Source organism: Blastococcus sp. TF02-09 (assembly GCF_003319105.1).
In the GTDB taxonomy this organism is placed as follows: Bacteria; Actinomycetota; Actinomycetes; order Mycobacteriales; family Geodermatophilaceae; genus Blastococcus.
This window is the reverse complement of sequence record NZ_QOHH01000006.1, coordinates 38,948-63,322: the sequence shown is the minus strand read 5'-3', so window position 1 is coordinate 63,322 and position 24,375 is coordinate 38,948. Positions and strand designations below refer to the sequence as shown.

At 74.1% G+C, this 24,375-nt stretch carries 29 protein-coding genes; 15 read left to right on the top strand and 14 right to left on the bottom strand.

Annotation, left to right across the window (positions count from 1 at the left end):
* The first annotated feature begins 13 nt into the window (after positions 1-13).
* The 4 genes from DQ239_RS10615 to DQ239_RS10600 are packed head-to-tail and all read left to right on the top strand — an operon-like array spanning position 14 to position 2,786.
* Positions 14-679, top strand: coding sequence for a phosphatidylserine decarboxylase (locus tag DQ239_RS10615; protein WP_113834392.1), 666 nt, complete (start codon positions 14-16; stop codon positions 677-679).
* Positions 680-687: 8 nt separating this feature from the next.
* Positions 688-1,485 (top strand): CDP-diacylglycerol--serine O-phosphatidyltransferase, encoded by a 798-nt coding sequence (gene pssA, locus DQ239_RS10610; protein ID WP_113834391.1) that lies wholly within the window; start codon positions 688-690, stop codon positions 1,483-1,485.
* The gene (locus tag DQ239_RS10605) at positions 1,482-1,964 is read left to right on the top strand and encodes a GNAT family N-acetyltransferase (RefSeq protein ID WP_113834390.1); all 483 of its coding nucleotides are present in this window, start codon (positions 1,482-1,484) and stop codon (positions 1,962-1,964) included. Before pssA ends, DQ239_RS10605 begins: the two co-directional genes overlap by 4 nt.
* Positions 1,965-2,003: 39 nt before the next feature.
* Positions 2,004-2,786: an HAD-IIA family hydrolase gene (locus DQ239_RS10600; protein WP_233489065.1), complete on the top strand. Its 783-nt coding sequence runs from the start codon at positions 2,004-2,006 to the stop codon at positions 2,784-2,786.
* Here DQ239_RS10600 and DQ239_RS10595 read toward each other — a convergent pair.
* Positions 2,783-3,271, bottom strand: coding sequence for a hypothetical protein (locus DQ239_RS10595; RefSeq protein WP_233489064.1), 489 nt, complete (start codon positions 3,269-3,271; stop codon positions 2,783-2,785). The two genes, DQ239_RS10600 and DQ239_RS10595, sit on opposite strands and share 4 nt — an antisense overlap.
* A 73-nt stretch (positions 3,272-3,344) precedes the next feature.
* Between DQ239_RS10595 and DQ239_RS10590 the strand changes: the two genes are divergently transcribed.
* Both DQ239_RS10590 and DQ239_RS10585 read left to right on the top strand, forming a co-directional pair.
* The gene (locus DQ239_RS10590) at positions 3,345-4,370 is read left to right on the top strand and encodes a diacylglycerol kinase family protein (protein ID WP_113834388.1); all 1,026 of its coding nucleotides are present in this window, start codon (positions 3,345-3,347) and stop codon (positions 4,368-4,370) included.
* Between the two features lie 307 nt (positions 4,371-4,677).
* Positions 4,678-4,929 (top strand): WhiB family transcriptional regulator, encoded by a 252-nt coding sequence (locus DQ239_RS10585; protein ID WP_091765497.1) that lies wholly within the window; start codon positions 4,678-4,680, stop codon positions 4,927-4,929.
* Between the two features lie 66 nt (positions 4,930-4,995).
* Here the strand turns inward: DQ239_RS10585 and DQ239_RS10580 are convergent, their stop codons facing one another.
* A complete protein-coding gene (locus DQ239_RS10580; RefSeq protein ID WP_113834387.1) occupies positions 4,996-6,477 on the bottom strand; it encodes a PAS domain-containing sensor histidine kinase in 1,482 nt (493 codons plus the stop codon).
* 83 nt (positions 6,478-6,560) lie between these two features.
* Here DQ239_RS10580 and DQ239_RS10575 point away from each other — a divergent pair, with 83 nt between their 5' ends.
* The gene (locus tag DQ239_RS10575) at positions 6,561-7,070 is read left to right on the top strand and encodes a GNAT family N-acetyltransferase (protein ID WP_233489062.1); all 510 of its coding nucleotides are present in this window, start codon (positions 6,561-6,563) and stop codon (positions 7,068-7,070) included.
* 34 nt (positions 7,071-7,104) lie between these two features.
* Here DQ239_RS10575 and DQ239_RS10570 read toward each other — a convergent pair whose 3' ends face one another.
* From DQ239_RS10570 to DQ239_RS10555, 4 genes are all read right to left on the bottom strand, one after another.
* Positions 7,105-7,329: a biotin/lipoyl-binding carrier protein gene (locus tag DQ239_RS10570; RefSeq protein ID WP_113834385.1), complete on the bottom strand. Its 225-nt coding sequence runs from the start codon at positions 7,327-7,329 to the stop codon at positions 7,105-7,107.
* Between the two features lie 68 nt (positions 7,330-7,397).
* Positions 7,398-8,447 (bottom strand): biotin carboxylase N-terminal domain-containing protein, encoded by a 1,050-nt coding sequence (locus tag DQ239_RS10565; RefSeq protein ID WP_113834384.1) that lies wholly within the window; start codon positions 8,445-8,447, stop codon positions 7,398-7,400.
* A 316-nt stretch (positions 8,448-8,763) separates the two neighbouring features.
* Positions 8,764-9,093 carry a mycothiol system anti-sigma-R factor gene (gene rsrA, locus DQ239_RS10560; RefSeq protein ID WP_113834383.1) on the bottom strand — a complete coding sequence of 110 codons (330 nt, stop codon included), beginning with the start codon at positions 9,091-9,093 and terminating at the stop codon, positions 8,764-8,766.
* A complete protein-coding gene (locus DQ239_RS10555) occupies positions 9,093-9,785 on the bottom strand; it encodes a sigma-70 family RNA polymerase sigma factor (RefSeq protein WP_113834382.1) in 693 nt (230 codons plus the stop codon). Before DQ239_RS10555 ends, rsrA begins: the two co-directional genes overlap by 1 nt.
* Positions 9,786-9,982: 197 nt before the next feature.
* On the opposite strand from DQ239_RS10555, the gene ybaK reads away from it, so the two are divergent.
* Positions 9,983-10,459 (top strand): Cys-tRNA(Pro) deacylase, encoded by a 477-nt coding sequence (gene ybaK / locus DQ239_RS10550; RefSeq protein ID WP_199582872.1) that lies wholly within the window; start codon positions 9,983-9,985, stop codon positions 10,457-10,459.
* Positions 10,460-10,477: 18 nt separating this feature from the next.
* Here ybaK and DQ239_RS10545 read toward each other — a convergent pair whose 3' ends face one another.
* Both DQ239_RS10545 and DQ239_RS10540 read right to left on the bottom strand, forming a co-directional pair.
* Positions 10,478-12,022, bottom strand: a complete 1,545-nt coding sequence (locus DQ239_RS10545; RefSeq protein WP_233489061.1) for a fused MFS/spermidine synthase — start codon at positions 12,020-12,022, stop codon at positions 10,478-10,480.
* Between the two features lies 1 nt (position 12,023).
* Positions 12,024-12,770: an SOS response-associated peptidase gene (locus tag DQ239_RS10540; RefSeq protein WP_113834380.1), complete on the bottom strand. Its 747-nt coding sequence runs from the start codon at positions 12,768-12,770 to the stop codon at positions 12,024-12,026.
* A 135-nt stretch (positions 12,771-12,905) separates the two neighbouring features.
* Here DQ239_RS10540 and DQ239_RS10535 point away from each other — a divergent pair, with 135 nt between their 5' ends.
* The 5 genes from DQ239_RS10535 (at position 12,906) to DQ239_RS10515 (ending at position 18,376) form a co-directional block, all read left to right on the top strand.
* Positions 12,906-14,351, top strand: coding sequence for an NAD-dependent succinate-semialdehyde dehydrogenase (locus DQ239_RS10535; protein WP_113834379.1), 1,446 nt, complete (start codon positions 12,906-12,908; stop codon positions 14,349-14,351).
* Positions 14,352-14,393: 42 nt separating this feature from the next.
* Positions 14,394-15,674 carry a 3-phosphoshikimate 1-carboxyvinyltransferase gene (gene aroA, locus DQ239_RS10530; protein WP_113834378.1) on the top strand — a complete coding sequence of 427 codons (1,281 nt, stop codon included), beginning with the start codon at positions 14,394-14,396 and terminating at the stop codon, positions 15,672-15,674.
* A 26-nt stretch (positions 15,675-15,700) separates the two neighbouring features.
* On the top strand, positions 15,701-16,690 hold the full coding sequence (rsgA, locus tag DQ239_RS10525) for a ribosome small subunit-dependent GTPase A (RefSeq protein ID WP_113834377.1): 990 nt from the start codon (positions 15,701-15,703) through the stop codon (positions 16,688-16,690).
* 160 nt (positions 16,691-16,850) lie between these two features.
* Entirely contained in the window at positions 16,851-17,438 is a 588-nt protein-coding gene (locus DQ239_RS10520; protein WP_113834376.1) for a DUF6318 family protein, read from the top strand.
* Between the two features lie 317 nt (positions 17,439-17,755).
* A complete protein-coding gene (locus DQ239_RS10515) occupies positions 17,756-18,376 on the top strand; it encodes a hypothetical protein (protein WP_233489060.1) in 621 nt (206 codons plus the stop codon).
* 10 nt (positions 18,377-18,386) lie between these two features.
* On the opposite strand, the gene DQ239_RS10510 is transcribed toward DQ239_RS10515, so the two are convergent.
* Positions 18,387-19,148: a hypothetical protein gene (locus DQ239_RS10510; protein ID WP_113834589.1), complete on the bottom strand. Its 762-nt coding sequence runs from the start codon at positions 19,146-19,148 to the stop codon at positions 18,387-18,389.
* A gap of 52 nt (positions 19,149-19,200) precedes the next feature.
* Complete coding sequence (locus tag DQ239_RS10505; RefSeq protein ID WP_113834375.1) at positions 19,201-19,737, bottom strand: DUF2087 domain-containing protein; 537 nt, start codon at positions 19,735-19,737, stop codon at positions 19,201-19,203.
* A gap of 51 nt (positions 19,738-19,788) precedes the next feature.
* Here DQ239_RS10505 and DQ239_RS10500 point away from each other — a divergent pair, with 51 nt between their 5' ends.
* On the top strand, positions 19,789-19,971 hold the full coding sequence (locus DQ239_RS10500; protein WP_113834374.1) for a DUF2795 domain-containing protein: 183 nt from the start codon (positions 19,789-19,791) through the stop codon (positions 19,969-19,971).
* 22 nt (positions 19,972-19,993) lie between these two features.
* Entirely contained in the window at positions 19,994-20,794 is an 801-nt protein-coding gene (gene hisN, locus DQ239_RS10495) for a histidinol-phosphatase (RefSeq protein WP_113834373.1), read from the top strand.
* Between the two features lie 33 nt (positions 20,795-20,827).
* Here hisN and DQ239_RS10490 read toward each other — a convergent pair whose 3' ends face one another.
* From DQ239_RS10490 to DQ239_RS10475, 4 genes are all read right to left on the bottom strand, one after another.
* Positions 20,828-21,016 (bottom strand): hypothetical protein, encoded by a 189-nt coding sequence (locus DQ239_RS10490; protein ID WP_113834372.1) that lies wholly within the window; start codon positions 21,014-21,016, stop codon positions 20,828-20,830.
* A gap of 86 nt (positions 21,017-21,102) precedes the next feature.
* A complete protein-coding gene (locus DQ239_RS10485) occupies positions 21,103-22,494 on the bottom strand; it encodes an FGGY family carbohydrate kinase (RefSeq protein ID WP_113834371.1) in 1,392 nt (463 codons plus the stop codon).
* Positions 22,491-23,294: an alpha/beta fold hydrolase gene (locus tag DQ239_RS10480; RefSeq protein ID WP_233489059.1), complete on the bottom strand. Its 804-nt coding sequence runs from the start codon at positions 23,292-23,294 to the stop codon at positions 22,491-22,493. The genes DQ239_RS10485 and DQ239_RS10480 overlap by 4 nt, the downstream gene beginning before the upstream one ends.
* Complete coding sequence (locus DQ239_RS10475) at positions 23,291-24,295, bottom strand: aldo/keto reductase (RefSeq protein WP_113834370.1); 1,005 nt, start codon at positions 24,293-24,295, stop codon at positions 23,291-23,293. Before DQ239_RS10475 ends, DQ239_RS10480 begins: the two co-directional genes overlap by 4 nt.
* Between the last annotated feature and the right edge of the window lie 80 nt (positions 24,296-24,375).

The window sequence follows — 24,375 nt, the reverse complement described above, 5'->3', positions numbered from 1 at the left end:
CGGTTCAGCCACGATGCGCATCGACCGGGCCGGGTGGCCTTTCCTCACCGGACCCCTCGTCCCAGCGGCTGTCCTGGCCGGCGCGGGCCGGGCGGCGGGGCGCCCCGGGCTCCGCCGGGCCGCGTGGCCGTTCCTGGCGCTGTCCGCGTACATGGCGCTGTTCTTCCGCGACCCGGACCGGCGCTGCGACCGGACCCCGCCCGGCGACGACGAGGTCCTCTCCCCCGCGGACGGCGTCGTGATGGTCGCCGGGGAGCCGCAGGAGGGCGTGGCCCCCGAGGGCGCCTGGCAGCAGGTCAGCGTCTTCCTCTCCGTCGTCGACGTGCACGTCAACCGGTCGCCCTACCGCGGCGAGGTCGTGGAGAGCACCTACCGCCCGGGCAGCTTCCTGGCCGCGTACCGGCGGGAGTCCGCCCACCGCAACGAGCGCAGCGAGCTGTGGCTCCGCGACGGCGACCGCACCGTCGTCTTCCGGCAGATCGTCGGTGTGCTGGCCCGCCGGATCGTCACCCGTACGGCCGTCGGCCGACACCTGGCCACCGGCGAGCGGATGGGCCTGATGAAGTTCGGCTCCCGGATGGACGTCTTCCTGCCGCCGGCGTGCGAGCTCACCGTCACCAAGGGGCAGCGCGTGCGGGGCGGCGAGACCGTCATCGCCCGCTGGCCCGCGACCCGCTGAGGTCCCCGGTGCCGACCCGTCGCACGGCCACCGTCGAGTTCGTCCGCGGGTCCGTCCGCGGCTCCCGGCGACGCGCCCTGGCGACCCTGCCCAGCCTGTTCACGCTGGCCAACATGGGGTGCGGCTTCGGCGCGATCCTGGTGTCCATCCGCGGCGAGCACGGGCTGGCCGCCGTCCTCATCGGGCTGTCGGTGCTCTTCGACATCGTCGACGGCGCCGTGGCCCGCAAGGTCGGCGCCGTCACCCCGTTCGGGCTCCAGTTCGACTCGCTCGCCGACCTGGTGTCCTTCGGCCTGGCCCCCTCGCTCGTCGCCTTCACGCTGTTCTCCGAGGGCCGCGAGAGGTGGGACGTGCTGGCCTGGCTGGCCTGCTTCCTCTGGGTGGCGTGCGCGGCCATCCGGCTCGCTCGCTTCAACGTGACCATCGACCCGACCGCCGACAAGCGGTACTTCACCGGCCTGCCCAGCCCCGGTGCGGCCGCCGTGGTCCTGGCCTCGGTGTTCGCGTTCGACGCCCAGATGCAGGGCCGGGACCGGCTGTGGGTGCTGCTGGTCATGGCGGTCCCGGCGCTGCTGATGGTCAGCAACGTCCGCTACCGCTCGTTCCGCTCGCTGGTCAGCCCGCGCAGCGGCCGGCCCTACGGCCCGCTGGCGGTGGCGGTGGCGCTCGTCGCCGCCCTCGCGCTGGCGCCGGTGGTCACCGCCATCGTGCTGGCCTACGGCTACCTGTTCGCGCCGGTCCTGGTACCGGTGTTCAGCCCGCTGGGCCGGCTGGTGCCGGCCTCGCTCAAGGAGGCCCTGTCATGACGGTGCGACCGATCCGCCCCGACGACGTCCCGGCGGTGGTGGGGCTGGTGCGCGAGCTGGCCGACTACGAGCGGGCCCTGTCCGAGGTGCACCTGACCGAGGAGCAGCTATGGACGTCGCTGTTCGGCGACTCCCCCGCACTGTTCGGCCACGTCGCCCAGGACGACGACGGGACCGTCGTCGGCGTCGCCCTGTGGTTCCTGAACTTCTCCACCTGGCGCGGCACCCACGGGATCTACCTCGAGGACCTCTACGTGCAGCCGGCGCACCGGGGGCGCGGCCTGGGCCGGGAGCTGCTGCGGACGCTGGCCGCGGTGTGCGTCGAGCGGGGCTACTCGCGCCTGGAGTGGTCGGTGCTGGACTGGAACGCCCCGTCGATCGACTTCTACAAGGCGGCCGGCGCCGTCCCGATGGACGAGTGGACCGTCTTCCGGCTCACCGACGACGCCCTGACCACCTTCGCCGGCCCCCGGGCGTGAGACGGGCCGTCCCGTGGCGGGCCCACTAGCGTGGCGGCCGTGACCACCGAGCGCCTGCCCGCCGAGTGCTGGCTGACCGACATGGACGGCGTCCTCGTCCACGAGGAGCAGGCCCTGCCGGGGGCCGCGGAGTTCCTCGAGCGGCTGGTCGACCGCGGCCGCCGCTTCCTGGTCCTGACCAACAACTCGATCTTCACCCCGCGCGACCTCGCCGCCCGCCTGGCGCGCACCGGGCTGCACGTGCCCGAGGAGGCGCTCTGGACCTCCGCACTGGCCACCGCGGACTTCCTGAACACCCAGCTGCCGGGCGGCTCGGCGTACGTGATCGGCGAGGCCGGGCTGACCACCGCGCTGCACGAGGTCGGCTACGTCATGACCGACACCGACCCGGACTACGTCGTCCTCGGCGAGACGCGCACCTACTCCTTCGAGGCGATCACGCGGGCGATCCGCCTCGTGGGACGGGGCGCCCGCTTCATCGCCACCAATCCGGACGTCACCGGCCCCTCGCCGGAGGGCCCGCTGCCCGCGACCGGCTCGGTCGCGGCGATGATCACCCGGGCGACGGGTGCCGAGCCGTACTTCGTCGGCAAGCCGAACCCGATGATGTTCCGCAGCGCGATGAACCGGATCGAGGCGCACTCGGAGTCGACGGTCATGATCGGCGACCGCATGGACACCGACGTCGTCGCCGGCATCGAGGCGGGGCTCGACACCATCCTCGTGCTCTCGGGCTCGACCGCGGCGGCCGACGTGGCCCGGTTCCCGTTCCGCCCCGGCCGCGTCCTCGACTCGATCGCCGACGTCATCGACTTGGTCTAGCGGTCGAGGTAGGCCAGCCGGGCCTCGGGGGTCATGAGCAGGTAGACCGTGGCCGCGGCCAGCAGCAGGGCGGGCACCCCGATCTCCGGGCGGCCGGCCTGGACGGCGACCAGGCCCGAGGCGGCGAAGAGGATCTGCAGGGCGATCACCGGTCCCCTGGCCCAGCCCGCGAGACGGCGCAGGCCGGCCGCCGCCGCGCCCAGCAGGGCGGCCACCCCGCCGACGAGGACGACCTCGGCCAGTGCCCGCGGCACGCTCTCGGGGTCGCCGGTGAGGGTCAGCCACAGCAGGACGACGGCGAGGACGGCGAAGACGACGGCCTCCGCGGCGACGACGACGGCGGCCTGGCGGACCGTCCGCGGCGCCTCGGGGCGGGGCTGCTGCGGCCGGGCCGCCGGGGCCGGGGTGACCGCGCCGAAGAGGCGGTCGGCCAGCCGGCGCGGCTGCGGCGTCTGCTCGGGCACGCCCGCGAGATTACGCGGCACGCCTCCTCCGGGCCGCCCCGTCGCAGGGCGCACCTCCCACGCCCCCTCGGCGCGCGCCGTTAGCCTGGAGTTCATGCGTGCGCTCGTGGTGGTGAACCCTGCGGCGACCAGCACCACGGCCAAGATGCGCGACGTGCTCGTCGGCGCGCTGGCCAGCGAGCTCAAGGTCGACGTCGCCGAGACCGCGCACCGCGGCCACGGCAGGGAGCTCGGTGCGCGCGCGGCCGCGGACGGCCTGGACTTCGTGGTGACCCTCGGTGGCGACGGCACGGTCAACGAGGTGGTCAACGGCCTGCTCGAGAAGGGGCCGGGCCCGCACCTGCCCACGCTGGCGGTCGTACCGGGTGGCTCCACCAACGTCTTCTCCCGTGCGCTGGGCCGCTCGCGCGACCCGGTCGAGGCGACCGCCGAGATCCTCGACTCCATCCGGGCCGGCCGGACCCGGTCGGTGTCCCTCGGCACCGCCAGCGCCACGGGCACCAGCACCGCGCCGCTCACCGAGGCCGACCCGGGCACCGCCGCGCGGGACGCCGCGGCCGACGCGGCCGCCTCCGGGCCGGAGTGGACGCCGCCGCGGTGGTTCGTGTTCGCCGCCGGGCTCGGGTTCGACGCCGAGGTCATCGCGCGGGTCGAGGCGCAGCGGGCACGCGGCCGGCGCTCCACCGGGGCGCTGTACGTCCGGGAGGCCACCACCGCCTTCCTCGCCGGCCGGGAGCGGCGCCGCCCGGCGATGACGCTGCAGGTGCCCGGGGAACCCGACGTCCGCGACCTCTTCCTCTGCCTGGTCTCGAACGTCAGCCCGTGGACCTACCTGGGGCCCCGACCGGTCAACCCGTCGCCGGAGGCGTCCTTCGACACCGCCCTCGACGTCTTCGCCCTGGGCCGCACGAACCCGGTGCGCATGCTCCGCACGCTGCGGCAGGCGCTGGCCCCGTCGCCCCGTTTCCGCGGACGCGGCCTGCACCGCCGGCACGACGTCGAAGAGCTGTCGCTGACCGCCGTCCGCCCGCAGGGCTGGCAGGTCGACGGCGACCACCTGGGCACCGCGACGGGCCTGCGGCTGCGCTCGGTCCCGCACGCCCTGCGCGTCGTCTCCTGACGCCTCCCCTGTCAGGAATCGGCGGCCCGCGCAAGGGGGCTCGCCCCGCCGAGTGGCGGGCCTATCACGGGCGTGGTGAGCTTGCTCACGCGGGGGTCGGCGCCGAGCCGGTTTCGCTTGACAGGCGACCGTCCCGTGAAAACATCGCTAGCAAGAACGCAACCTGCCGGTAACAAGGCAGGCAGTCGCTGCCGTCCAGGCGCTGGAACCCCCCGGTGTCGTTCCGGCCGCGTCGGACCGGCCTCTGGCCGGCCCGGGTTCAGCGACTGATGCAGCACCCGTCGACGACACCGAGGAGAACACAGCCATGGACTGGCGCCACCGCGCGCTCTGCCGGGACGAAGACCCCGAGCTGTTCTTCCCGATCGGGACGGCCGGCCCGGCAGTCGTCCAGATCGAGCAGGCCAAGGCCGTCTGCCAGCGCTGCCCCGTGGTGCAGTCGTGCCTGGACTGGGCCCTGAGCTCGGGCCAGGACTCGGGCGTCTGGGGCGGCCTCTCCGAGGACGAGCGGCGGGCGCTCAAGCGCCGCCAGGCTCGTACCCGGGTCCGCACCGCCTGACGCAGGACGGCCTCACCGCACAGCGCCCGCTCCCACCACAGGGGGCGGGCGCTCGCCGTTCCGGCCTCAGCGCCGGGGCAGGCCGGCGCCGGGGAGCGTGAGCACGACCTCGGTCCCCCGCTCCCCCGGCGGCACGCCCATCGCCAGGCTGCCGCCCAGCTCGCTCACCACCAGCGTCCGGACGATCTGCAGACCCAGCCCCTGACCGGCCACGGGATCGAACTCCGCCGGGAGGCCCCGGCCGTCATCCCGGACGCGCACGACCAGGTCGTCGCCGGTCCGCTCGGCGACCAGCTCGATGGCGCCGGGCTCCCCCTCCGGGAAGGCGTGCTCGGCGGCGTTGTGCAGCAGCTCGGTGACGGCGAGGACGAGCGGCGTCGCGGTGGCCGCGGGCAGCTCGCCGAAGGAGCCGGTGCGCCGGGTGCGCGCGGCCGGCCCGATCGAGGTGAGGTCGCCCAGCATCGGCAGCACCTGGTCCAGGACCTGGTCGACGTCGACGACGTCCTCCCGGCTCCCGGCCAGCGTCTCGTGCACCACGGCGATGGAGTCGACGCGGCGCACGGACTCCTCCAGCGCCGCCCGCGCCGCCGGCTCGGTCATGCGCCGCGCCTGCAGGCGCAGCAGCGCGGCGACCGTCTGCAGGTTGTTCTTCACCCGGTGGTGGATCTCCCGGATGGTCGCGTCCTTGCTCAGCAGCGCCCGGTCGCGGTGGCGGACGTCGGTCACGTCGCGGACCAGCACGAGCGCACCGGCCTCGGCGCCGGGCGGCTGCAGCGGCAGGGCGCGCACCAGCATCGTGGCCCCGGCCGCCTCGACGTCCATCGGGTCGGGGAACCGCCCGGCGACGGCGGCGCTGATCCCGGCCGCCACCTCCTCGCCGGCGACCCGTTCCCGCGCGGCCGACCGGGTCACCTCGGCCAGGTCGCGGCCGACGACGTCACCGGCGACACCCATGCGCCGGTAGGCCGACAGCGCGTTCGGGCTGGCGTAGACCGCCCTGCCCTGGCCGTCCAGGCGCAGCAGCCCGTCACCCACCCGCGGGCTCATCTCGGCGTCCTGGAGCTTCTCCGGCGGGAAGGTCCCCGCCGACACCATGAGGCAGAGGTCGGCGGCGATGTCGAGGTAGGTGAGCTCCAGGGTCGACGGCGCCCGGGTCACGGCCAGGTTGGTGTCCCGGGCCAGCACGGCCACCACGACGCCGTCGTGACGCACCGGGATCACCTCCCGACGGCGGGGTGCGGGCCCGGACCAGTCGGGGGCGCCCTCGGTCACCGGCCGGCCCTCCCGGTAGGCGATCAGGAACGGATGCGCCTCCTCCCCCGAGACCTCGGCCCCGACCACGTCGTCGGGGCGGCTGGTGGGTGCGGTGAGCGGCCGCACCTGCGCGACGCACCACCACGGTCCCTCGGCCAGGGGCACCCACAGCGTGAGGTCGGCGAAGGAGAGGTCGGCCAGCAGCTGCCAGTCGGCGACCAGGCGGCGGGAGTGGTCGATCTGGGCGGGGCTGGAGGCCGATCCGCGGGTGAGCCGCTCGGAGAGGCTGTTCATGGTGCACCGAGCCTATGGCCCCGTTCTCCCCGGCCGTCGGCCGCTCGGGCAGAGCCCGGAACGGGGCGGCTTACGCTCGTCAGGTGGTCGACGTCCCCGCACTCCCCGCCGTCCGCATCGAGCGCGCCACGCCGGAGGACCACGCCGCGATCGCGGAGCTGACCGTGTCGGTCTACGTCGGCGGCGGGCTGGCCGGCCCCGAGTACGGGGTGGAGCTGGCCGACGTGGCGCGCCGGGCGGAGCTGGCCGAGCTGCTCGTCGTCCGCGACGACGCCGACCGGCTGGTCGGCAGCGTGGCGCTGGTGCTCGACGGCGACTTCGGCGAGGTCACCGAGTCCGAGGACGAGGCCGCGGTGCGCATGCTCGTCGTCGACCCCACGGCGCAGGGCCGGGGCATCGGCGCGCTGCTCATGACCGAGTGCCTGCGGCGGGCGCGGGCGGCCGGCAAGCGGCGGATGGTGCTCTCCACCAGCACGGTGATGACCGCGGCGCACCGGCTCTACGAGCGGCTGGGCTTCACCCGGCTGCCCGAGCGCGACTGGTCACCGGCTCCCGGCGTCGACCTGCTCGTCTACGCCCTCGACCTCGACTGAGGCACCCGCCCCGAGCCGGCGAGCGGGAAACCCTCTACTGGCTGGCGACGGTGGCGATGAGGTCGCCCTCCTGGAGGACCTCGCCCTCGACGACGTGCAGCGCCTGCACGGTGCCGGAGAGCTCGGTGAGGACCGGGATCTCCATCTTCATCGACTCGAGGATGACCAGCGTGTCACCGGCAGCGACCTGGACCCCGGGGCTGACCAGGACCTTCCATACGCTGGAGACCATCTCGGCGTGGATCTCCTCGACCGCCACCGGACCTCCTCGCCGTCAGCGGCCCGCGGTCGCCGCGGGCCAGGCCTCATCCTGGCACGCGGACCGGCTCAGGCGCCCGGCACGGCGTGGCGGTCGGCGAGCCGCTGGAGGACCTCGCAGACCTCCGGACCGTCGTGGGGCACGCCCACCTCCGGCACGGCCGACAGGGCGTCGCTCACGGCCCGCGCGGCGGCGGCCGTGGTCGGGGCCGCGGCGCTGACCGTGGCCAGCAGCGCGTCGTACCAGCCGTCCAGCCGGTCGCCCGGCTCGTACCCGCCCACGGCCACCAGCTCGACGCCGACCCGCCTGATCGGGTCGCGGCGCCCGGTCCCGGGCAGCCGCCCGGAGATCAGCCCGGCCTCACCCGGCGGGAGCGTGGCACGCAGCTGCACGGCCACCGCCGACCGCCACGGCGTCGAGGCCGGAGCCGGGACGTCGCTGCGCGGCGGGGCAGCGCTGCGCAGGGCCAGCTCCACGGCGTCGACCCCGTGGGCGCGCTCGAGGACGGCGATGTCGAGGGAGAAGCCGGCCGCCACCTCGGCGAACTCGCCGTCGGGTGAGATGCCGACCGTCACCAGGCCGCGCCAGCCCACCTCGGCGAGCCGGCGGGCGGCCGCCGGCACGGGCACGGCGTCGTCCGGGGTCCACGAGACCCGCGCGATCCCGGCCGCGCGGTCGCGCAGGACAGGTGTGGGGAACTGCAGACCGTCGCGGGTCACCCAGGCCAGCAGGCCGCGCTCGCTGGCGGGCTCCACGCCGTCCCCGCCGAGCCGCTCCAGCACGTCCGGGTCGGGACCGACCCACAGCAGGCCGGCATCGCGGACCGCGGCCGCCAACCGGGCGTTGCCGGCCAGGGCGGGGGGCACGGGCAGCACGGCGGAGACGCCGCTGCGCTGGGCGGCCTCGACGATGCGGTCGACGGCGAGGTAGGACTCGGCGGCCGGCGCCGGCCCCAGCAGGACCGCCTGGTCGGCCATGCGCACGTGCCGCGCCGAGCGCTCGGCCTCGGAGTGCACGGCCACGGACTTCACGTCCAGACGGGCGCACGAGGCGATGACGCCGCACGCGGCGGGCCCACGCCCTGCCACGAGCACGCTCTCGATCCCCACCTGTGCCACGGCACCTCCTGCGTTCCCCCGCCCGGCGCATGCCGGCCGCCGCCCCGTGAGAAGCTGGCGTCGTCAGCTCGGCGGGTCAGGCGTCGTCGCGCACATTACGTGCGTCGTCGTCCGGGTCCGCGAACCACCGGGTCCCGCGGCCCACCGGCAGTGAGAGGAGGGCAGCGATGTCCAAGCGTGGACGCAAGCGTCGCGCTCGCAAGAAGAGCGGCGCCAACCACGGCAAGCGCCCCAACGCCTGAGCGCTGCGCTCAGGCGCACGAAGGCCCCGTCCCCGCTGCTGCGGGAACGGGGCCTTCGCCGTTCGGGTCCTTCTTCAATCGCCGGAGCGCTCGACCGAGATCCGCTCCACGGTGACCTGCGTGCCGTCCTCCTCGAAGGAGACGCTGGTCAGCTGCATCTTGATCCGCTCGCGCAGCGACGGCGGGGGTACGTCCCCACCGCAGCGGCGGCGGACCAGCGCCTTGAACTCCTGCTCGATGCCGAACTCGCGCAGGCACGAGGCACAGTCCTCGAGGTGCTCGGCGATCACGCCCCGGCGGGCGTCGCTCGTCTCGTGGTCGAGGAACTCGAAGACGTGGGTGAGCACGTCGTCGCAGGAGTGGATCTCGATCGGCTCGTCACCCTGAGGGGCGTCGTCGGCCATCAGGAGCTCGCCTCCTCACCGGCTCCGGCGCGGACGAAACCGCGCTCGCGGGCATAGTCGGCCAGCAGCTTCTGCAGGCCGCGGCGACCGCGGTGCAGACGGGACATCACCGTGCCGATGGGCGTGCCCATGATCTCGGCGATCTCCTTGTAGGCGAAGCCCTCGACGTCGGCCAGGTAGACGGCCAGCCGGAAGTCCTCGGGCAGCTGCTGCAGGGCCTCCTTGATGTCGGAGTCCGGCAGGTGGTCCAAGGCCTCGATCTCGGCGGAGCGCAGACCGCTGGAGCTGTGCTCCTCGGCGGCGTAGAGCTGCCAGTCCTGGATCTCCTCGGTGGGGTACTGCTGCGGCTGCCGCTGCTTCTTGCGGTAGCTGTTGATGTAGGTGTTGGTCAGGATCCGGTACAGCCAGGCCTTGAGGTTCGTGCCTTCGGCGAACTGGTGGAAGGCCGAGTAGGCCTTCACGAACGTCTCCTGGACCAGGTCCTCGGCGTCGGCGGGGTTGCGGGTCATCCGCAGCGCCGCCGGGTAGAGCTGGTCGAGAAAAGGCAGGGCGTCACGCTCGAAGCGGGCGTCCCGCTCGGCGCGGGTCTCGGCGATCTCCGTGCGGCTGCCGCCCTCGCGCGCCTCGGGAACCTCGACCGGCGCTCCGACGGGCGTCTGACCGGGGTTGTCGATCGTGGGCTCCTCGGGCACCGACCGTCCTCTCTGCGCGCCCCTGACACGGGGCACCACATCGGTCGATGCTAGTCGCGCGGCATCGGGACGGCCGGGCGGCCGCTTGGGGGCGACCCGCGGGCGGGTGCTGGAGAGGGTGCTGCTCACGGCCGGTCCAACGGTGCCGGCTCCCTGCCGCATTCCCCGGACGGCGCCCGTGGCTACGCTCCCGCGCCGTGGCGGCGACACCGGCGGTGCGGGTACTCGAGCGGGCGGAGGTCGCCCACACCCTCCACCCCTACGACCCCGAGCACCCGTCGGACCTGGGCCACGGGGAGGCAGCGGTCGCCGCGCTCGGCGCCGATCCCCGCCAGGTGTTCAAGACGCTGCTCACCCGGGTCGACGGTGCCCTCACCGTGGCCGTCGTCCCCGTGAGCGGCACGCTCGACCTGAAGGGGCTCGCGGCCGCTGCGGGGGGCCGGAAGGCGGTCATGGCCGATCCCGTCGACGCGGAACGGGCCACGGGCTACGTACTGGGCGGGATCAGTCCGCTCGGGCAGAAGAAGGCGCTGCCGACCGTCGTCGACGAGTCCGCGCTGGAGTTCCCGACGGTCCTGGTGAGCGCCGGGAAGCGCGGTCTCCAGGTCGAATTGCCACCGGCCGACCTCGTCCGACTGACCCGCGCCCGCACCGCCCCGATCGGCCGCGGCTGAACGACCTCGTGCCCCGGGTCAGGGGCGTCCGTACGGGGTGAGCAGCTGGTCGACGGGGGCGTGGTCGTCGGTGAGCACCTCGGCGTTCCCCACGAACGCCTCCAGGTCGGCGCCCTCTGCCACCCGCCAGGCGAGGTCCTTGTCGGTCATGGCGGCAGCGATCCCGTCGGCGTCCAGCGGCTGCTGCGAGGCGACCGCGATGACGTTGCCGCCGTCCTCACCGGTGAGCACGGGCACGCGGGCGAGCAGGGCCACGTGGTCGAACACGTCGCGCAGCGTGGCGAGCTCCGCCCGCACGAAGCCCAGGGGCGGGTTGTCGATGAGGTTGACCGCGTAGACGCCGTCGTCCGCGAGCGCCCGGTCCACCAGCTCCAGCGCCTCGCGGGTGGTCAGCTGCCACGGCACGGACAGCCCGCCGAAGGCATCCCCCACGACGAGGTCCCGCTCCCCCGCCGGCTCCTCCGCCAGCCCCACGCGGCCGTCGGCCACGTCGACGCGCAGCGCGTCGGAGGTCTCCAGGCCCAGCTGCTCGCGGTCGATGTCGACCACCCCGGGATCGACCTCGACCACGCGGCTCGCGGTGCCGGGGCGCACCTCGGCCAGGTACCGCGGCAGCGTCAGGCCCCCGCCGCCGATGTGCAGCGCGGTCAGCGGCCGCTCCGCCGGGAACGACGCGTCCGCGACCGAGGCAATCGCCCGCACGTACTCGAACTCCAGGTGCGTGGGGTCGTCGACGTCGACGTAGGAGTGCCGGAGCGTGTCCAGCATCAGCACCCGGCCGGACTCGCGCTCGGGGTCGGCCACGACGCGGGCGCAGTGGTAGGCGGTCTCCTCCTCGCAGGGCGTGGGTGCGACCACCGCGAGCAGCGACCCGGCCACCGCGAGCAGCACCAGGGCCACCGGCACCCGCCGGCGGACGCCGGACCCGCGCTGCAGCAGCACGCCCAGGGCAAGCCCCACGAGGACGGTGACCACGCCGGTGCCGACCAGGATCACGCTGCTCGGGAGCACCGCGATCAGCAGGAACCCGGTGACAAAAGTGGCCGCGATCGCGCCGAGGGTGCCGATGCCGGAGAGCTTGCCGACGACGGCGCCGGTCTCGGCCAGGCTGGACAGCTGCAGCTTCACGACCATCGGCGGAACGGCGGAGAGCAGCGCGGCGGGCACCACGACGGCGACGGCGGCCAGCAGCAGCACCGCACCGGCGTCAGCACCGCTCACCAGGTCACCGGTGAAGCGCACGAGCGGGAGAACGGCGATGACCAGCGCGCCCCCGGCGACCATCAGCGGGGCGAGGAGCCGCCGGGGGTCGACGCGGTCGGCCATCGCGCCGCCGGTCCACGCCCCGAGCGCGATGGCCGCCAGGGCGAAGCCGATGACGGAGGTGCTGGTCTGCAGGGTGACGCCGACGTAGGGCGCGATCAGCCGCAGCCCCACGATCTCCATCACCAGGACCGCGCCCGAGCTCAGGAAGGTGACGACGGCGGCGACCCAGCCGGGCAGCGGGGCGCCCGGGATGCCCGCGTCGGCGGCGGGCTCGGACGTGGCGGCGGCTCCGGCCACGTCAGAAGAGCGCCGGCTGGTCGGCCGGCTCCGCCACGGTTTCGGCACGCTCGGTCAGCTGCCGCCCGTTGTTGGCGACGTTGTTCACCGCGGTGCTCACCGGCCGCAGTTCGAGGGTCTCCACGACCTCCGGCGACGTCGGCTCGGTCAGCTGCTCGACGTCCTCTCGGGCGGGGTCCAGCCAGTCGGCCCAGCGCTCGCGCGGGAGGACCAGCGGCATCCGGTCGTGGATCTCCTGCAGCGCCCCGACGGCCGGGGAGGTGACGACGGTGCAGGTGTAGAGGCGGTCCTCGCCTCGGCCCCACACCTCCCAGAGCCCGGCGAGCGCCAGCACCGACCCGTCCTGCGGGGTGATGAAGTACGGCTGCTTGGTCGGGCCGTCCAGCCGCTTGGCCCACTCGTACCAACCGTCGGCCGGGACGAGGCAGCGGCGAGTGCGCGCCGCCGTCCGGAATGCCGGCTTGTCGGTCAGGGACTCGACCCGGGCGTTGATCATGCGGTTGCCGATGGAGACGTCCTTGGCCCAGGAGGGCACCAGGCCCCAGCGCACCGCACGGAGCTCGCGGTGCCCGCCGCCGGTCAGCGCACCCTCGGCGTCGCGCTCCTTCTTCCAGCGGACGACCTGCACGTCCTTCGTCGGGGCGACGTTGTAGTCGGCCGCCACCGGCTCCTGGCCGGCGACCGGCACGGCCTCGAACTCCAGCGCCAGATCCTCCGGCTTGCGGCTGGCGGCGTAGCGACCGCACATGGGCGCCTCCTGGCACGTGTTCGGCTGACCGTTCGCACTCTAGGTGCGCCCACTGACAGCGGGGCCGCCCGTGACACCCGGCCGCCGGTGGGGTAGGCCTAGTCCGACAGCCGACCAGAGACGAGGATCACCCGCGTGACCGCTACGCAGAACGCACCCACCACCGCGAGCGCCGAGAAGCGCTACGCGACCGTCAACCCCTTCACCGGCGAGACGGAGAAGGAGTACCCGTTCACCGAGACCTCCGAGATCGACGGCATCATCGGCCGGGCCCACTCCGCCTACCTCGAGTGGCGCGAGCGCTCGGTCGAGGAGCGCGCGGCCGTCGTCCAGAAGGCCGCCGAGCTGCTCGACGAGCGGATCATGGACTACGCCGCCCTCATCACCAAGGAGATGGGCAAGCGCCGTGACGAGGCCGTCGGCGAGCTCTTCCTCTGCTCGATGATCCTGAAGTACTACGCCGCCAACGGCCCGAAGTTCCTCGAGCCCACGTCGATCGAGCCGATGATGGGCGGCGGCGAGGCGGTCATCGAGACCCGCCCGGTCGGCGCGCTGCTGGGCATCGAGCCCTGGAACTACCCCTTCTACCAGGTGGTCCGCGTCGCCGGCCCGAACCTGGTCCTCGGCAACACCGTGATCATCAAGCACTCGGAGATCACCCCGCAGTGCGCGGAGGCCATCGAGCAGCTGTTCGCCGACGCCGGCGCTCCGGCCGGGGTCTACACCAACGTGTTCCTGCGCATCTCCGACGTCGAGCAGGTCATCGCCGACCCCCGCATCCAGGGCGTGACGCTGACCGGCAGCGAGCGGGCCGGCTCCTCGGTCGCCGCGCTCGCCGGCAAGCACCTCAAGAAGTCCGTGCTCGAGCTCGGCGGCAGCGACCCGTTCATCGTGCTCGACGCCGAGGACATGGAGGCCACCGTCAAGGCGGCCACCGCGGGCCGCATGCAGAACACCGGCCAGGCCTGCACGGCCTCCAAGCGGCTGATCGTCACCGAGGACGTCTACGAGCCGTTCGTCCAGGGCCTCAAGCAGGCCTTCGGCACCTTCGCCCCCGGCGACCCGTCCGACCCGACGACGTCGCTGGCCCCGCTGTCCAGCGAGCGGGCGGCCTCGGACCTGCACGCGCAGATCCAGGACGCGATCGACAAGGGCGCCACCGTCGTCGCCGGCGGCAAGCGCCCCGAGCACGCCGGCGCGTTCGTGGAGGCGACGATCCTCACCGACGTCACCCCCGAGATGCGCGCCTACCGCGAGGAGCTCTTCGGTCCCGCGGCCGTCGTCTACAAGGTCAAGGACGCCGCCGCGGCGGTCGCCCTGGCCAACGACAGCGACTTCGGCCTCGGCGCCACCGTCATGAGCAGCGACGTCGACCGGGCACGTGAGGTGGCCGACCAGCTGGAGGCCGGCATGGTCTGGATCAACCAGCCCACCGGCTCCTCCCCCGAGCTGCCCTTCGGTGGCATCAAGCGGTCGGGCTACGGCCGCGAGCTGTCCGAGCTGGCGATGTTCGAGTTCGCCAACCGGCGTCTGCTGCGTACGGTCCCGGTCAAGAAGGCCGAGAAGCCGCAGGCAGGCTGACGAGGTGCGCGGTGGTGCGGTGCGGGCGGGCAGACTGAACTCGTGAGAGACGTCTGGTCCGCGCCGCACCACCCTGCTCCGGTCGACGCCGTCGCCGCCCTGCCGGGGTCCAAGTCGATCACGGCTCGTGAGTTGATCCTTGCCGCGATCGCCGACGGTCCGAGCCGGCTGGTACGGCCGCTCCGGGCCCGCGACACCGACCTGATGGCGGCCGGCCTCCGCGCCATGGGTGCCCAGATCGACGACGACGGTGCCGACTGGCTGGTGGTGCCGCGGCCACTCCGCGGCCCGGCAGATGTCGACGCCGGGCTCTCCGGCACGGTGCTGCGGTTCCTGCCTCCAGTCGCTGCCCTCGCCGTCGGGCCGGTGCGGCTCGATGGCGACGCGCGCCTTCGCGACCGACCCAACGCCGGCCTGCTGACCGGCCTGCGCGCGGCCGGCGCAGACATCGACGACGGCGGCCGTGGGCGGGCGCCGTTCACGGTGCACGGCCACGGCCGGGTGCGTGGTGGCTCGGTCGAGGTGGACGCCAGCGCCTCGTCGCAGATCGTCTCCGGGTTGCTGCTGGCCGCCGCCCGCTTCGACGAAGGCATCGAGCTCTCCCTGATCGGCGGCGTGCCGTCGATGCCGCACGTCGACATGACCGTGACAGCTCTGCGCGAGCACGGCGTGCAGGTGACCGCCACCGACCGGGGGTGGCAGGTCAGCCCAGGCGCGATCGCCGCCCGCGACGTCGTCGTCGAACCGGATCTGTCCAACGCGGCCCCCTTCCTGGCGTCCGCGCTGGTGACTGCCGGGCGCGTCACGGTCCCCGACTGGCCCGAGACCACCACCCAGGCCGGCGCCCAGCTGGTCGAGCTCCTCACAGCCATGGGCGGCGAGGTCACGCGCTCTACCGAGGGCTTGCAGGTGACCGGCACCGGGGAGATCCGCGCCCTGGTTGCCGACCTCGGGGAGGTGACCGAGCTCGTGCCTGTGCTCGCTGCCCTCGCCGCATTCGCCGACGGTCCGTCGCGCTTCACCGGCATCACCCACATGCGCGGGCACGAGACCGATCGGCTGCAGGCGCTGGACGAGGTGCTCACCGCCGTGGGTGCTCGCGTTCGGCAGCTCCCCGACGGGCTGGAGATCGAGCCCGGACCGCGCCGGCCCGCTCAGCTGGACTCCTACGCCGACCACCGCATGGTCATGGCCGCCGCCGTCCTCGGGCTGGCCATCGACGGTGTCGAGGTGCGCGACCCCGGCGCGGTCACCAAGACCCTTCCCGACTTCCGCGAGCGGTGGGCGCGCTTGCTCGGCGAGCCGGTCGGAGCGCCCCGCTGAGCGCCCACCACCGCGATGCGCGGCGCATGGACGAGGACGACGTCCGCGTCCGGCCCGGCCGCCGGGGTTCCCGACCCCGCACCCGCATCCGGCCCGCGCACGAGGACGCCGTCCACGGGCTGGTCATCGCCGTCGACCGCGGCCGGATGACCGTGCGGGTGGAGGGCCCCGAGGGCCCCGTCGACGTGACCACCATGCGCGCGCGGGAGCTCGGCAAGCACGGCGTCGTCGTCGGCGACCGCGTGCGGGTAGTCGGCGACACCAGCGGCCGCATCGACAGCCTGGCGCGGATCGTGACCATCCAGGAGCGGACGACGTCGCTGCGCCGCACCGCCGACGACACCGACCCCACGGAGCGGGTCGTCGTCGCCAACGCCGACCTGCTGGTGATCGTCACGTCGGTGACCGACCCCGAGCCCGCGCTGGGGTTCCTCGACCGGTGCCTGGTGGCCGCCTACGCCGGCGGGCTGGAACCGCTGCTGTGCCTGACCAAGACCGACCTGGCGTCCGCGCAGCCGCTGCTCGACCGGTACGCCGGCCTGCGTCTGGACGCCGTGCCGATGTCGCGGGAGCAGCCGCTCGACGAACTGCTGGGCCACCTCCGCGACCGGACGAGCGTCTTCGTCGGCCAGTCGGGGGTCGGCAAGTCCACCCTGGTGAACCGGCTGGTGCCCGATGCGCTGCGGGCCACCGGCGACGTCAGCAAGATCGGGAAGGGCCGGCACACGTCGTCCTCGGCGGTGCTCTTCGAGCTGCCGGGCGGCGGGACGGTCATCGACACCCCCGGCATCCGCTCTTTCGGGCTGGCGCACGTCAGCGCCGACGACGTGCTGGCCGCATTCCCCGAGATGGCGGAGGTCGCCGCGGACTGCCCGCCCGGCTGCGGGCACACCGCCGCCGACCCGGACTGCGCGCTGGACGCGTGGGCCGACGCCGGTCCCCCGGAGCGCCGGGACCAGCTGGCGGCGCTGCGCGTGCTGCTGGCCGCGGTCGGCCAGGTCGGCCCCGGCTACTGACCGGTCGTCGGGTGTTCTTCGCGCTCCTGGGGTGCTGCAGGACCGCACGAGCGCGAGATCGACCCGCAGAGCGATCGGGTGGTTGTCCACAGCGGGAGGTGCGGGCCGGTCGCCGGCCTGCGTAGTCTCCGGCGACCGGTGATCACACGCGGAGGACGACGTGACGCGAGGCTGGGCGCTGCGCCTGACGGCCTGCTTCCTGGCCGGCGGCGCCGTGCTGACGGGTTGCTCGGAGAAGCAGGAGGCCAGCGAGAGCCTGCCGACGACGAGCAGCGCCGAGCCCACCGAGGAGGCCCTGCCGCCGCTGGGGCCCGAAGACCTGCCGCTGCCCGACGAGGCGCGCACCCAGGACGCCGCCGGCGCCGAGGCCTTCGTCCGCTACTACTTCCAGCTGCTGAACCGGTCGCTGACGGACATGGATGTGCAGTATCTGCGGCAGTTCGCGGAGGACGGATGCGACGTCTGCGAGCGAGTCGCTCGGAAGACCGAAGATGATGCGGCGCAGGGATACAGGTACCGCGGCGGCGAACTGACCGTCTCGGGCGAGATGTCGGTGATCGTCACTGGAGCAAGCGAGGCTCAGTCCGCCTTCACCGCGGTACAGGCGCCGATGACGGTTCTCGACCGTGGCGGGAACCCGGTTCCTGGACTGGTCTTCGATGGGGAGAACGCCCTCTCGTCCGGGACGATCACGGTCTGGGACGCGTCCCTGCAGTCCTGGACTCTCACGGAACTGACGCTCGGGTGACGAAGGCCCCGCGGCTCCTTGCCCTGGCGCTGTTAGTGGCCGCGATCCTGGGCACGTGGGCGCTCGAAGCCGCCTCGGCCGCTCCGGGAGCTGGATGCCGTCGCGGGGAATGTCCCGATGTCGGGACAGGCGATGGATCGCTGACCGCGAGGTACATGGAGCGGACGCCCGGAGGCGGGTGGATCGCATCGAACTCTGCCCCGGAGAACCACCCGTACATCTACCAGTTGTCGCATCCGTGCGTCGTCGACGATCGAGAGAGCGGTGCTTGTCGGGCGAGCGACTACCAGGAGTGCCCCGCTGCGCCGGGTCGCGTCGTGGAGGACCTGATCCCCGAGCGCCGCCGCTTGGTCCTCCCGGGCGAGCCCCCGGGCGAAGTGGCGAGGCCCCGAACCATCGACGGCTTCCCGGCGGACGACGTACCGGTCGGCTCCCCCGTCGGGCCGTGGGAGCAGGGCGATCGAGCCTGCATCGACATCACCGCGTTGAACCCGCCGCCGTCTCCGGCCGAGGTGTTCCGCTACTTCCAGACCCTCCCGCTCCCCCAGCTACCCACCAAACAGCAACCACCCGGCGACGGACTCGTCGGACTCCCCGTCATCTTCTTCACCGACGGACCCACCACCCAGACCTTCACCCTCGACATCCGCGGCTTCACCGTCGACATCACCGCCACCGCCACCACCTTCACCTGGCACACCGGCGACGGCACCGACCTCACCACCACCGACCCCGGCGCCCCCTACCCCGACCACACCATCACCCACGACTACGCCAGCGGCAGCTACACCGCCTCCCTCACCACCACCTGGACCGCCACCTTCACCATCGACGGCGGCCTCACCGTCCCCGTCCCCGGCAGCACCACCACCGACGGACCACCGGTCACCTTCGACGTCCTCCAGGCCCGCCCCGTCCTCACCAACCCGTTCGACTGACCGCAAGGCGTCAGGTCCGGCGGCGCTGCGTGAAGAGCGCGTCGTCCATCGGCTCGTCGACGGCCTCGATGCGCAGGTCGTGCCCCTTCCCGGGACGGAGCCCGCCGATCTCCTGGGTGAGCACGCAGACGCCGGTCTGCACGTCCAGCCGCACCCGGAAGGCGTCGGGGTACGCCTCGAGGAGCGCCTCCGGCCGGCCCTCGAACTCGAGGAGGTCCACCGCCCGGGTCCGCAGCAGCGGGCAGCACCCGCAGCGCGGCTCGTAGGTGTCCTCGGGGACCACCACGGCCTCCCAGGCGGCCCGGCCGGCGTGCTCGACCGCCGTCACCGTCCCCGTCCGCAGCGCCGGCGCCCATGACCGGTCGCGCCGGTCGACGCCGTCGGCCAGTTCGGCCGGATCCAGCATCGCGACCCAGTGGTAGCTGTCGTGCATCGGGTCGTCGTAGGTGAGGAGCGGGTCGGACGGCCGCTCGGCGACCAGCCCGTCCGGCCGCAGCGGTGGACGAACCGCCTGCGAGGCCCACCGCGCCTGCCGCGTCGTCCCCCCGCCGAGACCGAGGATCCCGACGGTCGGCGGTGGCGTCCGCTCGGCGCGCAGCAGCGCACCGTCGAGGGACTCCACGCGCAGCGAGTCGGGCCGGCGGAGCCAGGCGCGCACGGCCCCGTTCGTCCACGGGTCGCCCGGCCAGCGCACCGTGAAGCGCAGCGTCGACCACCGCCACGGCGAGGAGCGCGCGAGGGCGGCGAAGGAGTCGGGCGACGGCGTGGGCACGACGGCAGTCTGGCCGCTCGCGAGCACGACAGCGCGGGGATTTCGCGCGGCCTCACACCTCGACGTAGCCGCCGCTGCGCCAGTAGACGCCCGCCTCACGGGTGAGCAGGCCCTCGTCCACCAGGTAGCGGCGCAGCGCGGCGACGTCGGGATGCCAGACGGCCAGCAGCACGTTGACCTCGCGCTCGGGATACCGGACGCCGGGCTCGAAGACGCGGACCAGGTGGTCGAGCACCACCAGCCGCTTGCTCCGGTGCGCCGGGATCGACGTCAGCCGCCCGTCGCGCACGAACGCCGACAGGACGGCGTCCTGCGCGGGGTCTTCCGACAGCGGCTCCGGGGGTGGCGCCGCCTCGGCCGCCGCCCGCGCCGCCGCGCCGAAGAGCTCGGTGCGCAGCGACAGGTCGTGCCGGTCGCGGACCACCAGACCCGCGCGTCCGAGCCGGCGGGCCGCCAGGGCGACCTCCTTGAGCGACAGCCCGGAGGCCTCGGCGACCTCCTCGATCGTGCCGGCGCCCAGCGCCAGGGCGGCCACGACCTTGAGCCGGACGGGGTCGGCCAGCAGCCCGGTGATCGTCGCTGCGTCCACGTCCCGACCGTAACGAGGCATCCCGGGCGCCGTCGTGGGTACCGGGCCGGCATGGTCAGCCCCATCGACATCCAGAAGGCCCTGTCGGGGATGGACTACCCGGCGGGGAAGGACGACATCGTGTCCCACGCGGAACGGAACAAGGCCGGGGACGACGTCCTCAACGCTCTCCGCGGCATCGAGGACCGAACCTACGAAGGGCCGAGCGGGGTCAGTTCAGCGGTCTTCGACTGAGCCCCGACTAGGTTCGGTGCCCATGACATCGGGTCGGGGCTTCTCAGAGGACATGCGGCTGGCACACGTGCTGGCCGACCAGGCCGACTCGATCAGCATGGAGCGCTTCAAGGCGCAGGACCTGACCGTCGAGACCAAGCCCGACCTCACGCCGGTGACCGACGCCGACCGCGCGGTCGAGGAGCAGCTGCGCTTCACCCTGAGCCGCGCCCGCACCCGCGACGCGGTCATGGGCGAGGAGTTCGGCACGACCGGGCACGGCTCCCGCAAGTGGGTGCTGGACCCGATCGACGGGACGAAGAACTTCGTCCGCGGCGTACCGGTCTGGGCGACGCTGATCGCCCTCATGGACGGCGACGAGGCCGTCGTCGGCTTGGTGTCGGCGCCCGCGCTGAACCGCCGCTGGTGGGCGGCCAAGGACGTCGGCGCCTGGACCGGCCGCCGGCTGGAGAACGCCGTCCGCTGCACCGTCTCCAAGGTGCACGACCTCGGCGACGCGAGCCTGTCCTACTCCAGCCTGTCCGGCTGGGAGGAGCGGGGCGTCCTCGACGGCTTCCTGGACCTCACCCGAGCGGTGTGGCGGACCCGCGGGTACGGCGACTTCTGGAACTACGTGCTGCTGGCCGAGGGCGCCGTCGACATCGCCTGCGAGCCGGAGGTGTCGCTGTGGGACCTGGCCGCGCTCGACGTCATCGTCCGCGAGGCGGGCGGCCGGTTCACCGACCTGAACGGCACCCCGGGGCCGGCCGGGGGCAGCGCGCTGGCCACCAACGGTGCCCTGCACGACGCCGCCCTGCGGCACCTGCGCCCCGCGACCCCCTAGGCCGGGGGCCGCAGGGCAGGCGGTCGGACGTGGTCAGTGGCCGGACCCGGTGCCCGTGCCCCCCTTGCCGCCGCCCTGGAACCGACGGCGGGCGTCCTCGATCTTCGCCTTGGTCTTCGGGTCCTTCGCCAGCTGCTGGGCCTTCTCCGTGGCCTGGCGGATCGCCTGCTTGCCCTTGGGGCTGTTGGCCAGCTGGACGACCTTGTTGAACAGCGATGCCATGTCGGCACGCCTCCCTTCCGTCCGCGCGGGACCGGTCGGCCCCGTCTCCTGCACCAACGGTCGCAGCACGGGCTCCGTTCCGCCGGTCAGCGCCCCATCGCCCACCGCCGGGCGGCGTCGGCCAGCCGCGGATCCGGCCGCGGCTCCACCAGCGGCCCGGGACGGCGCTGCGGCTCCAGCTCCACCCCCACGCCTCGGGCGGCGAGTACCGCAGCACCGATCGCCGAGGCGCTGCGCAGACGCAGGTGCCGGACCGGCCGGTCGAGGACGTCGGCTAGCACCTGCTGGACCTCCGGCGCCCGTGCGGCTCCCCCGGTGAGGACGACGGGGGCCGCATCCGCTCCGCCGAGCGACCGCGCCGCCTCCGCGATCGCGAACGCCACCCCCTCGACCGCCGCGCGCGCGAGGTCCGCGCGCGTCGTGGCCGCGGACAACCCGGTCCAGCCGCCCCGGTCGTCCGGCCCCGCGACCCCGCCGCGCTCACCTGCGAGGAAGGGCCGGAACAGCGCGCCACCGGCACCCGGGACGGCGTTCCGCACGGCGGCCACCAGCTCCGCCCACCCCATGCCGAGCACCTCGCCCACCCAGTCCCAGGCCGAGCCGCCGTTCTGCAGGGCCGCCATCGCGTACCAGCCCCCGGACACGTCGGCGTAGCCGTGGGTGGCCGGGTCGTCGGCCGGCGGCGGGGTCCAGCCCGGTCGCAGGACCTGCGCGCCGGTGCCCAGGTTGACCTGCAGGCCGTCCGCGGTGCCGGCCGCGAGCAGGGCCAGCGGCGTGTCCGCACCGCCGACCACCACCGGCACGTCGGCGCCGACGAGCGACGTCGTCCCGACCACCTCCGCGCTCCCCCGCACGGCCGGCAGCAGCTCCGCCGGCACGCCGGCCGCCGCGGTGGCCGCGGACGACCAGCCGTCGCCGACGACGTCCCACAGCAGCGTCGCCGAGGCGTCGCTGCGGTCGGTGACCGCCGCGTCGGCCCCCGGGACGAGCGCGGCCCGCAGGGCGTCCTTGGGCAGGAGCACCGCCGCCGCCCCGGCCACGGCCGCCGGCTCGTGGACGGCCAGCCAGGCCAGCATCGGCCCGGTCATGCCGGCGACCAGCGGATTGGCCAACGCCGCGCGGTCGGCATGCCCCAGCTGCCGCCAGCGGGCCAGCTCGCCTGCGGCCCGGGCGTCGGGCCACAGCAGCGCCGGCCGCACCGGCCGGCCCGCCGCGTCGACCAGCACGGCGCCGTGCATCTGACCCGCCAGGCCCAGCGCCCGCACCTGCCGGCCGGCCAGCGCCGCGTGCAGCTCACCGGCCGCGTCATCGAACGCCGTCCGCCACACGCGCACGTCGATCTCCGCCCGCCCAGGCGCCGGACGGTCGTAGGCGTAGCCCCGTTCCGCCTCGGCCACGACGGCGCCGGCGCCGTCCAGGGCGACCAGCTTCAGCCCGCTGGTGCCGAGGTCGGCGCCGAGGAACACCCCGTCGGTCACGAGCCGCCGTCGTCCCCCAGGAAGCCGACCAGCGCGGCGGCGAACTCCGGAGCCCACACCGCGCCGAGGTGGTCGCCGGGCACCATGACCAGCCGCGCCCCGGAGATCGCGTCGGCGAGCACCTGCGGCCGGGCGGCGAGCGGATCGGTCTCACCGGCGACCACGAGCGTCGGCGCCGCGATCTCCTCCAGCGGCAACGGGTCCGCGTTCACTGCCCGGACGTGCGCGGCGAGCGCCAGCCGGTCCGCGCCGGTGCTGTCGGCGAAGGTGCGGAAGGCGGCCGCCATCGGGTCGGCGATCGAGTCCGGGTCGTCGGTCTCGAGCGCGGCCGCCAGCGCGGTGGTGCGGACGGCCCGAGTGTCCAGGCCACCCCGCTCCACCACGCCGGCCCCGATGCCGCCGACCACCAGCCGGCGCACCCGCTGGTCGGTCCCGGCCAGCACCAGGGCGACGATGCCGCCCATCGAGTAGCCGGCGACGTCGAACACGTCCAGGTCCAGGGCGTCGGCGACCTCCGACAGGTCCGCCGCCATCGTGCGCTCCCCGTAGCGCTCGGGGTCGTGCGGCTTGTCCGAGGCGCCGTGCCCCCGGGCGTCGACGGCCGCCACCTCCCGGCCGTCGGCCAGCAGCGCCGCGACGATGCCGCTCGTTCCCCAGTTGCGGACGCTGTCCGCGGCGAACCCGTGCTGCAGGACGACCAGCGGACGCTCCCCCGGGCCACCCCAGCGGTGCACCGCCACCTCGACCCCGTCCCGGCCGCGCACGCGGGTGGTCACCGGTGCGGGCACCGCAGCCGTCACGCGGCGCGCTCCGGGCTGTCGCCGTAGGCGTAGCCGCTGTCGGGGTACCGGGTGCCCGACGCCGCACCGGGCGGCGCGATCGCCTCGAGGCGCGCCAGGTCCTCGGCGGAGAGCTGCACGGCCAGGGCGCCGGCGTTCTCCTCCAGGTAGCTGCGCCGCTTCGTGCCGGGGATGGGCACGACGTCGTCGCCCTGGGCCAGCACCCAGGCCAGGGCCAGCTGCCCGGCCGAGACGCCCTTCTCGGCGGCCATCTCGCGGACGGCGTCGACCAGGCGCAGGTTGGCCTGGAACGCCTCGCCCTGGAAGCGGGGCTGGTTCTTGCGGAAGTCGTCGTCGCCGAAGTCGTCCGGGCTGGTGATCGCGCCGGTGAGGAAGCCGCGCCCCAGCGGGCTGAACGGGACGATGCCGATGCCGTGCTCGCGGGCGACGCCCAGGACCTCCGCCTCCAGGTCACGGGTCCACAGCGACCACTCGCTCTGCAGCGCCGCGATGGGGTGCACGGCGACGGCGCGGCGGATGGAGGCGGCGCTGGCCTCCGACAGCCCGAGGTGGCGGACCTTGCCCTCCTGCACGAGCTCGGCCATGGCGCCGACGGTGTCCTCGATCGGGACCTTCGAGTCGACCCGGTGCTGGTAGTAGAGGTCGATGACGTCGACGCCGAGCCGCCGCAGGCTGGCCTCGGCGCAGGCCCGCACGTTCTCCGGCCGGCCGTCGATGCGCATCCGGCCGCGCTCGTCCCGGGAGATGGAGAACTTCGTGGCCAGCTGCACCTCGTCGCGGCGGCCGGCGATCGCCTCGCCGACGAGCTCCTCGTTGTGCCCGTCGCCGTAGACGTCGGAGGTGTCGAGGAAGGTGATGCCGAGGTCGAGCGCCCGGTGGATCGTCGCGAGGGACTCGGAGCGGTCGGCCGCGCCGTAGCTCTGGCTCATGCCCATGCAGCCGAGACCGAGTGCGGAGACAGTGAGGCCGCCGAGGGTGCGGGTGGGTACTGGAAGCGTCATGCCCGCATCCTGGTCCCAGGTGACCGGTATGGGCACCTCTGGTGGGATGGTGACGATCGGGTTCCGGTGGCCGGGACCCC